The organism is Leptospira abararensis, assembly GCF_016918735.1.
Taxonomy (GTDB): domain Bacteria; phylum Spirochaetota; class Leptospiria; order Leptospirales; family Leptospiraceae; genus Leptospira_A; species Leptospira_A abararensis.
Map to the genome: position 1 here is coordinate 1 of NZ_JAFFPR010000025.1, position 12,609 is coordinate 12,609.

Annotated in this window: 10 protein-coding genes; 6 read left to right on the forward strand and 4 right to left on the reverse strand. The window is 39.2% G+C overall.

What is annotated here, in order from left to right:
• The first annotated feature begins 118 nt into the window (after nt 1-118).
• The gene (locus JWG40_RS08110) at nt 119-1,450 is read left to right on the forward strand and encodes an integrase catalytic domain-containing protein (RefSeq protein WP_205285336.1); all 1,332 of its coding nucleotides are present in this window, start codon (nt 119-121) and stop codon (nt 1,448-1,450) included.
• 130 nt (nt 1,451-1,580) lie between these two features.
• Here JWG40_RS08110 and JWG40_RS08115 read toward each other — a convergent pair whose 3' ends face one another.
• Nucleotides 1,581-2,099: a hypothetical protein gene (locus JWG40_RS08115; RefSeq protein ID WP_205285337.1), complete on the reverse strand. Its 519-nt coding sequence runs from the start codon at nt 2,097-2,099 to the stop codon at nt 1,581-1,583.
• A gap of 595 nt (nt 2,100-2,694) precedes the next feature.
• Between JWG40_RS08115 and JWG40_RS08120 the strand changes: the two genes are divergently transcribed.
• Together JWG40_RS08120 and JWG40_RS20155 are read left to right on the forward strand one after the other, a co-directional pair.
• Nucleotides 2,695-2,916, forward strand: coding sequence for a DUF433 domain-containing protein (locus JWG40_RS08120; protein WP_205285338.1), 222 nt, complete (start codon nt 2,695-2,697; stop codon nt 2,914-2,916).
• Nucleotides 2,916-3,242, forward strand: coding sequence for a DUF5615 family PIN-like protein (locus tag JWG40_RS20155; protein WP_205285339.1), 327 nt, complete (start codon nt 2,916-2,918; stop codon nt 3,240-3,242). The genes JWG40_RS08120 and JWG40_RS20155 overlap by 1 nt, the downstream gene beginning before the upstream one ends.
• A gap of 906 nt (nt 3,243-4,148) precedes the next feature.
• Here JWG40_RS20155 and JWG40_RS08130 read toward each other — a convergent pair.
• Nucleotides 4,149-4,901 carry a hypothetical protein gene (locus JWG40_RS08130; RefSeq protein ID WP_205285340.1) on the reverse strand — a complete coding sequence of 251 codons (753 nt, stop codon included), beginning with the start codon at nt 4,899-4,901 and terminating at the stop codon, nt 4,149-4,151.
• Nucleotides 4,902-5,196: 295 nt separating this feature from the next.
• Here JWG40_RS08130 and JWG40_RS08135 point away from each other — a divergent pair, with 295 nt between their 5' ends.
• Genes JWG40_RS08135 through JWG40_RS08145 form a run of 3 tightly spaced genes read left to right on the forward strand, consistent with a single transcriptional unit; the run spans nt 5,197 to nt 6,893 of the window.
• Nucleotides 5,197-5,433, forward strand: coding sequence for a DUF433 domain-containing protein (locus JWG40_RS08135; RefSeq protein ID WP_205285341.1), 237 nt, complete (start codon nt 5,197-5,199; stop codon nt 5,431-5,433).
• Nucleotides 5,430-5,786 carry a DUF5615 family PIN-like protein gene (locus JWG40_RS08140; protein ID WP_205285342.1) on the forward strand — a complete coding sequence of 119 codons (357 nt, stop codon included), beginning with the start codon at nt 5,430-5,432 and terminating at the stop codon, nt 5,784-5,786. The genes JWG40_RS08135 and JWG40_RS08140 overlap by 4 nt, the downstream gene beginning before the upstream one ends.
• A gap of 48 nt (nt 5,787-5,834) precedes the next feature.
• Nucleotides 5,835-6,893 (forward strand): integrase core domain-containing protein, encoded by a 1,059-nt coding sequence (locus tag JWG40_RS08145; RefSeq protein WP_232369265.1) that lies wholly within the window; start codon nt 5,835-5,837, stop codon nt 6,891-6,893.
• Between the two features lie 252 nt (nt 6,894-7,145).
• Here the strand turns inward: JWG40_RS08145 and JWG40_RS08150 are convergent, their stop codons facing one another.
• Entirely contained in the window at nt 7,146-7,469 is a 324-nt protein-coding gene (locus tag JWG40_RS08150; RefSeq protein WP_205285343.1) for a DUF6572 domain-containing protein, read from the reverse strand.
• 3 nt (nt 7,470-7,472) lie between these two features.
• Nucleotides 7,473-12,599 (reverse strand): polymorphic toxin-type HINT domain-containing protein, encoded by a 5,127-nt coding sequence (locus JWG40_RS08155; RefSeq protein ID WP_205285344.1) that lies wholly within the window; start codon nt 12,597-12,599, stop codon nt 7,473-7,475.
• Nucleotides 12,600-12,609: the final 10 nt, after the last annotated feature.

The following is a 12,609-nucleotide window of genomic DNA, read 5'->3' on the forward strand; positions in this document are numbered from 1 at the left end:
TTGCCTCATAATTAATAGTATTCCAAATCAAAATAATGCTTCAAAAGTAAAAGTATTCGAAGTAACATTCTACCTCTTCTTTAAGTAAAGCAAACAAACACTCAAAGGGAGGTTCAAAATGGAGCTTACTTTGGACGAAAGACATGCAATCATTAAGATACTCTCGAGGAAGTACAGCCTTAGCTCGAAAAAACAAAAATCATATCTAGTCGATGAACTTGTTTATTTGTCTGGTTTTAATCGGACATATGCCACAAGAGTTCTCAGGCAATATGCAATCAACCCACAGAGACCGAAGTCCGTAAAGCGATCTGGACGAACCACTATTTATGGTGAAGACGTTAAAAAGGCTCTCGAGAAGATTTGGGTCATCATGGATTACATTTGTGGGAAAAGACTGGCACCTTTCCTTCCTGAGATCATCTCCAAATTGGAATCATTTAAAGAGATTGAATTTCCACTTTCCGTGAAAGAGAAACTCATGAGAATCAGCGCCTCAAGTATTGATCGGCTCTTGAAGGATGCAAAACGAAAACTCGGCAGGAAAGGATCCTCAACAACAAGGCATGGAAAATACTATCTAATCGATCAGATACCAATTAAAACATTCGCAGAATGGGATCATACGGTTCCAGGCTTTGTTCAGGTGGATTTGGTTGCTCATAATGGTGGTAATACCTATGGAGGGTTTTTATCGACTTTAAATGCAACAGATGTTTCTACTGGATGGACAACATGCACTCTCGTTAGAGATAAAACACAATTTCAAATGCTAAAAGCGTTTATTAAAATGAAATCCTCGTTTCCTTTCCCATTGAAAGGATTCCATTCGGATAATGGCGCTGAGTTCATAAATGAAACGATTGTTGCGTTTAAAGAAAAGTATCAACTTGAATTCACAAGAGGAAGAGCTTACAAGAAAAATGACAATCCACACATTGAACAAAAGAATTACACAATTGTAAGAAGGAACACAGGTTACTTGCGATATGACAAACCCGAACATGCTGAAATTCTAAGGGAACTTTATCATAATCTCAATTTGTATGTGAATTACTTCCAACCCATTATGATTTTGTTGGAAAAACATAGAAAAGGGGCAAAGGCAATCAGGAAATATGATTATCCGAAAACTCCTTATCAAAGATTGATAGAATCAAAAGATATAGATAAGAAAACCAAACAAAAAGAAAAAGCTATCTATGGGACTTTAAATCCTGCAGATCTCAAAAGAAAAATCAATGAGTGTCAAAATCGATTGATTCACTTGGCTGCCCCACTCCGTGCTCCCAATGAAATTGTAAAAGTCCGTAGAAAGAAAATGATTACTCACACAATGAGTCCAAAAGAAAGAAATCATAATCTTAAAAATCCAAATCCATTTCTCGAAAAACAAAAATTCGAAGAATTAAGAAGAGCTGCAAAATTAATTTGGGAGCAACGAAAATAAACTTGATACAAAACTCAAATGATAGGATAATCTTCGTTAACTTTGAATACCAAGGTTTTGAAGAAACAATCTTATGTTTGAATGCTATTTTTTTGGATCAAGTCGAGTAACTCGCTGCATCATCTTAAAATCAATACGTGACTATATTTGCTTTGTTTCTTGAGTCGATCGACTTATTCACTAATATGTTATTTGATCTATTTAGTAAGGTTGCATTTTCACCTTGTCCACCGGCACAATCAGCTGGTAAAAAATTAAGTTGGGAAATGTAGGGAATATAAACTGGAGGTTGGAAATCTATTTGATTTTTGTATTCTCTTGCTTCTGCAACTACTGTAAACCCATCCGAATTTTCAGTAGTTAGAACCTGGAAGCAGATGCAAACTCTTTGTCCTTCCCTTAAGTCAACTTCCAAAATTGCGTTTTCCTTCGAATTGTAAGTATCGATAACTCTGTTTTTTGCATAGTTATGAACTCTTACTGCAAAGTATGTCAAACGGAATGTGTGTTTTCCTGGAGCCATATAGAATTGAGACCTTCCATCTACTTTTCCAATGCCTATGATCCCTAAAGAATGTCCGTAGTCCTGGAGATTTTCTTGAAAATCCTTCCCATCAATACTTAAAATTAGAAAGTTCGAAATCCTCAATTCAGCTAATTTCGATTTGTTGGTAGGTTCCGGATCTGAAGGGTGATTTGGATAAACGTAATATTTGGAGCAATGAACAATAAATAATAAGGTTAATAAAACAGCAAATAGGCGGGTATACAGATGGTGTGATTTATTGGATTTGGCTGAACTGAGCATTTTGAAAAGAATGTCGGACTTATATTACTTAGTCAACTAGATCTTATGTTGGGTATTCGATAGTTATATATGAAATGCTTTGCACTTCTTGAGGAAAAGTATTCACCCCTAAAACAAGATATACCCGCTAAGCTCATATGTCCCATCTGGACATCCCTCTGGTTATTTCACTTTTACGACCTCTTCTCCTGATTAAGCAAAGAATTGATTGATGATTGTTTGGGCGCCTCGAATCCGTTAGACGATTAGAGTTCCATTGAATAACGACCGCGCTATTCGCTCCAATCTTTCCTTTGGAAAGGATTTCCGCTACTATCGCTGGCGCAGGGAGTTTTTGGTAAACCCCTACCTATATTCCTCGCCAATTTTTGATTTTAAAGGGCTTTCAAGGATTGAAATGGCTTGACGAATCAAGAATTTATAAAAGAATTTAGGAGTGCTAGATTATAGAAAATATATTTCATTTGATAAGGAAGTTCGAGGTGGCAAACCTTGTATCCGTGGAATGAGAATTACCGTCTATGACATTCTTGAATATCTCGCTTCTGGAATGGAGTATGATGAAATTTTGAGAGAGTTTCCATACCTTACTAGAGAAGATATTTTAGCGAGTTTAGCTTTTGCTGCTGATCAAAACAAATCAATTCTTGTTGCATAATGCTTTTGTATGATGCAAACCTATCACCAAATTTAGTTGAGCATTTATCCGATATTTTTCCAAATTCGGAACATGTTTTTTCACTTGGTATTGAGTCCTCGGATGAACTCATCTGGGAAAAAGCATCGGAAAAAAATCTAATTATCGTCACTAAGGATAATGATTTTAATAAGATTTTGGAAAAAAAGGGTTTTCCACCCAAGATAATTCAAATCAAACGCGGAAATTGTAATACATCTTCCATTGTTAATTTGCTGAAAGAAAATAGCGAGACGATCATCACATTTTCAAAAAACCCAGAAGCAGGGATTCTATTTCTAGTTTAACAGAATCGAATCTTGCTTCTGCACCTAACAAACCAATTTATTCTTAGACAAAGAAATAAACGAGTTCAGAAGTCCTCACTCCTGCCAGCGGAACATCCTGTTCCGACTGGCGAGCTTAGGCCATCCATGGCCACGCCACCGTGACGACCTCTTCCCTTAGTTAAGAAAAGAATTGATTGATGATTGTTTGTGCGCCTCGAATCCGTTAGACGATTAGAGTTCCATTGAATAACGACCGCGCTATTCGCTCCAATCTTTCCTTTGGAAAGGATTTCCGCTACTATCGCTGGCGCGGGGAGTTGGGTTTTATAAAATTAGTTTGTTAGAAAAAAAATAAAAGAGGGTTTGAAGAGTGATAACCAACTCTTCAATGCTTGAAGAGTTGGATCGCAAACCGGTCTTGTCAAGAAAAAGGAAAGATCCTAAAAAAATTTATCTCACTACTAATTCCTATATCAAGATTTTGCAATTAACTCTAGGGACATAATGACTCTATCTTCATTCTTTACTTTTATTCATATTTATTGCAATTAAACGCCATCTAACAACCCCGTCCCCTCACCGATCCTTCACAAACCAAGAGATGGAAGCTGCGATGTGCATTCCACTCCTGTGTTAGGTGGACTCTACCACACCTACTCCTGGAAGAAGAGCGCTTAAGAGATAGACTCTCTTTTACGCTTTACTTGCTTTGGTTAGCAACCTTCCCATGAGAATCTCTTCTATAGATGAGAAGGATTCCTTATATCTTCGTGATTGATGAATCAATGATTTTTAGAGTAAATCCTTTGTTTTGAATAAGAAATCAACGGTTTCCTTTTGTCTTTTGTCTCCAAAATCGATCTAGTTTGCATCCAGCGTCTAACTTAACGAACATTTTGTTCACTATTATAGTTTTGGCGAGACTCAATCATCTTTTATTTCACCAAATGCATTTTCGAAGAAACCTTCCCTTGATTTGTTTTTAATATTATTTTTTTCTTGCTGTTTTTTGTATAAATCTGCGATTTCAGAAGGACTTTTATCAGCCCACTCTGGGTGTAGTTTCTTTTGTTCATCCGCAAATTTAGCTAAGAATTCAGCTTCTTTTTCTGCAGCAGCTTCTTTGTTCGCTTTTACTTCTTCATCAATTTCATCTTGGATGTATTTCTTGCGAAGATCCACACCGAAGTTGGTATTTCCAGAAAATCCAGTGTTCTGGTTGTAACTAAGTGCGTTGACTCCGTCAAAACCAAGACTTGCAGAGAATCCTTCTTTCTGGTTAAAAGATAGTCCCATATCCATTTGAGAGAAGGATTGGAATTGTGGTTTAGGAGGAGGTTCTTGTCCTGGAGTTGTCGCTTGAGCCACCTTCTCTATAGAAGCATCAACACTCGCACCAAACCCTTGTTTCTGGCTAAAGGATACACCTCCGGTCATAGTAGTAGCATACGTATCTGTTTTCGCAACTTCTCTCTGTGCGTTGAGGCTAGCTCCTACCCCAGCATCCTTACTGTAGTTAAGTCCACCGGTTACCTTGGTTCCTCCACCCGTTGTCTTGCTATAACTAATACCACCACCAAAACCTCCGCTTTGGCTATAGTTTAAGTTCATGCCAAGGCCTTTGAGCATGTCCGTTTTTCCACCAAACTCATAACCAACGAGTTCAGAAGTCCTCACTCCTGCCAGCGTCCCGTCCGGGTCCGACTGGCGAGCTTAGGCCATCCCTGGCCACGCCTCCGTGACGACCTCTTCACTTGGTTAAGAAAAGAATTGATTGATGTTTGTTTGGGCGCCTCGAATCCGTTAGTTGATAAATGTTTTTATCTAGAAACGACCGCGCTATTCGCTCCAATCTTTCCTTTGGAAAGGATTTCCGCTACTATCGCTGGCGCGGGGGTTTGGCGAAAATAAAAGAATGGTTTAGAATCAAGATTTATCTCGACAAAATTAGTTTTTTAATCATAGTTTGTTTATGCACTCTGATTTAATAAATCGAATTACTATCAATCCCGATATCTGTCACGGAAAACCTAGTATTAGAAACCAGAGGTATACGGTTGAACTGGTTTTAGATCTATTATCTTCTGGGATGACTCAAGCTGAAATTATAAATGACTACCCAAATATCGAAAGGGAGGACATTCTTGCATGTTTAGAATTTGCATCTCAACTTATAAAAGTGAAGTCAATCTATAAAGTCTCTGCATGAAGTTTTTCATAGATGCTCAACTACCAAGATCTTTAGTTGAACTTTTTAAAAACAAAAAAATTGAAGCTCTTCATGTTGAAGATCTTCCTAATGGAAATAAGACTAGCGATTCTGAAATTGTTAAGTACTGTGACTCAAATCAATATATTCTCGTCACAAAAGATTTTGATTTTTTAGATTCGTTTCTATTAAGAAAAAAACCAGCGAAATTACTAATTATCACTACCGGGAACATCAAAAATAGGGAACTACTTAACTTATTTGATCAATTTCTTACACTCATCATTGAAGAGTTTAATCATGAAAATTGGATCGAAATCTCAAATGAAGGTTTGATCATACACTCAGATTAGTAACTAAAATACTTCACATCCACCGCCAACCATCCGATTTCCAAAAGGATGGCCACTCTTCTTCTCTGTATCTCCTTCCTCTTCAACACCTATTCCTTGCTAATTTCTAAGTCTCTTCTTTTAGAAAATACCTTCCTTAAATCCCAACTCACTGCTTACAAAAGAAAAGAAAAAGTCTTCCACACGAAACCAAAGGAAAGAATTCTGCTGGTTCTGATTTCCTATCTTTTACCCAACTGGGAATCTTCACTCATTCTAGTATCACCAAACACCTTACTCAAATGGAGAAAAAAGAAATTCCAACTCTTCTGGAAACTTCTCTCGCAAAGGAAAAAATCTGGTAGACCCAACATCCCTTGGGATCTCATCAAACTCATCAGGAGACTCGCCAAAGAAAACAGAATTTGGGGAGCCACCAAACTCCACGGTATTCTTATCAAACTAGGATTAATAGTATCGGAAAGAACCGTTTCTCGTTATATTCCCAAACGACCAATCGATCCTAGAAAAAGACTTTCTTGGAATCAGTTCTACAACCTTCACTCCGATTCTCTCATTGTATCTGATTTGTTTAGCGTCATCTCATATAATTTCAAAGAAATTTACAAAGTGATTTTCTTTATGGACATACAGACAAGACAAATCCTTCACTTCGACATCCATAAAAAACCCACAACCAATTGGGTAAGGCGAGTCATCAAATTTGCTTTTAGAAAAAAAGGATTAGAGAATACATCGCATCTGATTACAGATAACGATGTTTTATTTGGAAAACGATTCACTCGGTATTTGGAAAGGCTTGGAATCAAACACAAAAAGACATCGGTTCGTTCTCCTTGGCAAAATGGATATGCAGAACGGTTTGTCAAAACCTGCAGAAATGAATTTCTGGATTACTTTATCCCCATAAACGAATACCACTTGCAAGTGAAGTTAGAAGAGTTCATTCACTTCTACAACAACAACCGAACTCATCTTGCACTAGGCAAAGAAACTCCAGTCCCCTCACCGATCCTTCACAAACGAAGAGATGGAAACTGCCATGTGCATTCCACTCCTGTGTTAGGTGGACTCTACCACACCTATTCCTGGAAGAAGAGCGCTTAAGAGAGATAAACTCTCTCTTAAGCTTTACTTAGTTCGGCCAGCAACCTTTGCCTAAGAATCTCTTCTATCTAAGAGAAGGATTCCTTATATCTTCGTGATTGATGAATCAATGATTTTTAGAATAATATCTTTGTTCTGAGCAAGAAATCGATAACTTTAGCTTGTTTTTTGTCTCCAAAATCGCTTCTATTAGGAGTCAACGTCTAACTTAGCGAACATTTTGTTCACTATTATAGTTTTGGCGAGGCTCAGCTAAATTTTATAGTAGGAAAAACTATGCCCAGCTTGAAGTAATGTCTTTTCTATAGCGGTATAATATTTCTTGGCAACAAAATCAGGTACATCATGTTGGATTAGTAATTCAATCTTTATTGCTTTACCTAATGCATCTGGTCTTTCTTCTATTAATTGGCCATTCTCAATAAATTCAAGATAGGCATTGATTTTAGCTTCTAATATTCTAAGATGAGACCCTACATCATTCCAATCTAAATGATCAGATATGCCTAAGCAGACTAGATTATTTTCAATGTCGTCCCCAATTAAATCGACTTTGTTACTTTCAACTATTGACATAAATTAATTGCCCCTTATAATTTCGATTTTTGTTGGAGGTATTTCTGTTCCTCCCTCAATACCAGGTTTTCCCTTTCCACAAACGACGCCACCGCACTTTTCTATTTCTGGGTATGCTTTTTTTTGGTTTTTAGTCAGTGGGGCGGTTTTTGATGATTTCACTTCTCCTAGTTTTATTTGTCCAGTTTTTGTATCAATACTTCCCAGATCTACTTTTACCGTCGTTCCACTACTATTGGATTTTATAGTAATTTGCTCTTGAACATTTCCATATTTTTGTTTATATGCAGTGGCAGCCTGTTGTTCTGCAAGCTTCCCTGCGCGCTTATTTTTTTCCAGTGTTGTAAGTGATGTTGCTGTATTAACTTTTGGTTTTATAAGAGTAGCAATACCAAAGAATCCTACTGCAGTAACAATGCTGTTATGGAACGTACTGAAGATTCCTACGGTTTTTCCCTCACTATAATAATCCTGATATATTTCCGATTCTTGTTTAACTCTATGATATTCTTCCTCGGCTTCTTTTATTTTCTTAAAATCAGCCATATCGGAGCCATACGGATCTCCATCCGCAGTTTTTCTGCCATATTTAACCCCATCCATTCTGCCTTGATGGGCCTCATTTGCAGCCCATTCAATCTCCTTTGGATCCGAAAGATTGTATTTATTTTTTACTGCATTCTTATAACGATCAGGCCCGACTTTAAAAAAGTCGGTTATTGAATCCAAATAGTTATCATTATGCACCCAAACCCCAACTTCTCCCACGAAGTAGGTATGAAACTCTTCCACCTCAAAGTTATAAACTGTCTCTACCCGCTCATCAATGGTGATGTCGGTAACGACAAGTTCTTGTCCATCGGCACCAAGAGCCAAATCCCCAGGATGTAAGTCTTTTGCCTCTACCCAATCAGTGTTTTCTATAAAGAACTTCTCTAATGCATGGCCTTGTTTTTTCACACGGAACGGGTGGTTCCAAGTGGTTTCAAGTGTTGTTCCATCGGCAAAAGAAACTGAGTAGATAGCATCTGTTTGGCGGATAAAAGTGTTCACTACCTTGCGGTAAGAGATCTCTCCTGTTTCATCGGATTTGGAAAGAACTACATCTCCAATTTGGATGTCTTCAATGTTCTTAAGTCCGTCTTTGGTATGGATCTTAGTTCCAGCGGTAAAACATGTTCGAACTGTGAACTTTCCAGAGGAATCAACATATCCCATGTCGGTTACAGTTTGACCTACAAAAGATCGTCCTATGTCTTCTACTTCTCCCCATGCCTTGGATAACAAGGAATCTCGAGAACCACCCCGATCGATTTCATATTTTTTGCCTTGGGAATCTAGTAGTTTGCCCGCTTCACTTAATTCCTTTAACTTCGCATTGAAAGCTTCTGGATTATTTTTTAATTTTGCAAGCTCTGGGTTGTTTTTACTGAGTCCATCAGCTAGTTCTTTAAAGCTATCAGCCTCTATTTTTGCTTTATTTACTCCAATGGTTTGGTCATTCATGCCCTGCAATTCGTCCAAGCTATCGATAAACAAATCATTTGTATTGTTTTGTTGCACCGAACCAGAAACTCCATCTCGACCAATACTTAAACTTCTCGAGATATTATTTGCATCTTTATGATTTACGTTTGCAGAGAATCCATCTTTTTGACTGTAGCTGACAGAACCTGTGAATCCGTTTCCTAATGATTTAGAATAAGATGCTTCAAATCCACCACGAGCTGTGTAAGCAAACTCTGCTTCACCACCTAGCACATCTTTTGTGAACTTAAATCCCAGCCCATCCTTTTCACTGTATGTTGCCCGCGCATTATCAGAGCCAACAGATGCTTGGAACCCTTTGTTTCGATTCCAACCAACTTCGGCACTGGTGGTATCGCTGAGCATTTTACCAGCATAAACACCAACTCCGTCGGCTTTGCTATAATTGATTCCTCCGGTGTATCCCTTATATGCAACACCCGCTTTTGCAGAAAAACCGTCTTTCTCATTATAGTTCAGACCAAGTTGCAAACCTTTTGATTTATCGCCTAGCATCACAGAGGCACTGGCACTAAAACCGCTATTCTGCGTATAAGCGATTCCCGCACTGAAGCCTGCTGTCTTAACGCTGGCTGTTGCCCCAAATCCTTCCTTATCGCTGTAGGTTAGTGCTGCACCGGCCTCGAACCCTGTCCCTTTACCAATTGTGGCTCCGATACTTGCGGCAAATCCACCATGTTCAGAATAGGATGCATTGATAACACTGACCCTAGCTGCCCCCAAACCAATACCAATATCGACGCTTGCACCAAACCCATTATCATAAGAATAGTCAACACTCACTTTAGCAGCCGAAAGGGTAAAGACCTGACTTACCGTTTCTGTGATTACAGAAGCAACATTTGTGACCACACCCAAAATCCCGCCATTCGCAAAGGATTTGATCATCGCAAGGGGGTTCATACGATCTACAATCGGGATAGAAGATAAGACAGAATCTACAGCCTTAAGGGTATCTAAGTTTTTGGCAACATAGGTGGCTGCCATTGGGCCACCTAACGATTTAGCTGATTTCACAAACGGATCACCCTGAACTGCCTCTCCTTCAGCCTTGATCTCGTTATACATCTCCTTCATCTTAAGGATAGGATAGTACTGATTGAAGTGGTGAGTTCCGAAGGCTCCACCCACAGTAGGTCCAACCAAATAACCAGAGTTCTTCGCCGATTCGATCATGGCTTCTTTGCCTTTGGCATCGGCAGAGTTGAATTCAATCATCTTCTGAGGATCGGTTGCAAACTGACCTAAAGCAGACTGTGCCGCTTGGGCCACGCGAGCCATTGCCTTTGGATCAAGAAGTGTAACACCAATTTCACGGTTCTCTGACTTCTCTGGATCAAATGTAAGTTTGAAGTCCGTCTGCATTTGGTTACGAGCCAGTCTCACCATCATGCCAAGTTCCGCACTGGCAGGAGCATCTTTGCCTTGGAGAGCTTGGTAGTCGGTAAGATCCCATTCTTTTCCATTGGAATCTTTGACTGTTGGTAGTTTATCCGGTTTGATATACAAGAAAGAAGCATAAGTAGGGAGTACTTGGTAAGTAGGATTTCCTAATTTGTCTACAGAGGATCTCACATACCCAGGTCCCATCTTGATAAAGTTGTCTTGCAATAATTGCGAAGATAGTTGTTCATCAAGAGCTTCGTTTTGTTCTTTGATCGTTGCTTCAAAGGTGAGAGGTAATGACCAAAGGGAATCCAGAGTCTGTAGGACAGCCATTTGTTTACTGCGATCTTCCATCTCCTTAGTAAGAGATTTCATCTTTTCTACATTGGATTCGTCGTATTTGGATTTCTGAAGTTCATCCACAAAGAATTGAACATCTGTATACATCCCTTGTTCTAACATACGATTGTCTAGAACTTGGGGTTTGCTATTCATGATGGTGTTTAGAATTTTGTTCGCATTGTTTTGGAGAAGGACTGCGTTAGGAACAGTCCCCATATTGGAGATGGTTTTTTGGATCTCGGCATATACCTGATCAATTTCAAACTGGTCGCCTTTTCTTGCTTGGTTCAGTAGGCTCACTTCCCAATCGGCTTTTTTCTTCAAAGCCTCTTCAATGCGAGCCATATGTTCGGCTTTGCCTTTGTCGGTTTCTTCTTTGAAGTCACGTCTCCACTGGTCCCAAGACTGGTTAAACGATGTGAGCATATCGTTAAAACGAGCAGAACCAGTTTCCATCAAATAATTTACGTTTTCGATCCAGTCGGCTTTTTTGGATTGGAAATCTTTTTCTTTATTGTCCCAAACTTTGATTTGGTATTCGCGCTGTTGTCCTTCGTTCAATGCATAGAGTTGGTCGGCTACGTTTCCTTGTCCGTAGTAGTCTTCCACGAGTGTCTTATACATATCGTATTCTATGTTTTTACCAGTGGCATCGGTAACTTTTGCTAGGAGACCGGAGTAAAAACGATCTCGATCATCCAAAATTTCTCGTTTGTCTGCTTTGACACCACGGACAATGGCTGCCTCTTGAGAGGCATAATACTCTTCTTTTTCTATTGTATATTGTGTTTTGGAAATGGAAGCAAGAGAACCAACAAATTCGTCAGCTGAGGTCATGATATTTACCATACGACCATCATTCGCATAACCAACATTTGAGTTTGTGGAAGGGGAACCGGCTACAGCAACCCCGTCTCTGATAAATAGACCATAAGAATCTTTAACTGCTCTTTTTTGGATGATGGGGTCTCCATTTTTACCCACAAGGCGATCCACAGACAATGGTTCTTTCCCACCTGTCCAGTTGATGGTTCCATTTTTCAACTGCCCGCTAGCACCTGTGAGGAAAGCAACATCACTATCCTCTAATTGGGTGTCAACGTAACCTTTGGCTGGTCCTCCCTTTAGCATATCGATGAGTTGTTCACCGGTAGAAATGTCTGTATAGCGGTTGAGCTCTTCTTGTAGGCTTTTTAATGTAGCTGCTTGAGATCTAGCTGTATTGACTGTATTATCTATAGCAGCTTTTTTCTCTACCCATGTTTTATTACGATTGAATGCTTCGATTCCTACGAATGGATTTCCCCATTGCATAAATGCAATAATCAGAGCCGCTCCACCCATTACATTTCCAAGACTTTGGTTCATTTTACTTTCAAATTCCCCATAGGAATAGGAAGTCAGACGATTGTAAGCACTGTCTCCGCCAGCGTTGCCGTTAAATAACCAAACACCATCAAACGCTTGTTGCGCTTCAGCAGAAGCACTGCCAGCAGTTCCCGCATTGTAACTTTGTAAGTATCCATTGATATTGATGGTCGGATGGATATGGGCCAGTCCTCCTGAAAAGGTTGGTGGATTGACACTTCCCCGTCCTCCATGGATAAAATCCCATCCACCGATTTTGTTGGTAACAATCCCGTCAGTAATTTTATAGAATTCTCTTAGTCGTGTTTCTTGGTATTTGTAGTCATAACTGTTAAAATCCAAACGACCATCAATGATGGAAGGGTTGAGGCCAGAACCCACTAAACTTCTCATCGTACCTTCTAAATCAGCACGTGCACCGTTGATTTGCCTTTGGAGATCTTGCATCTTGTTTTTAACGATTGTTTCTGCGATGCTAAAACGCATGGCACGTTCT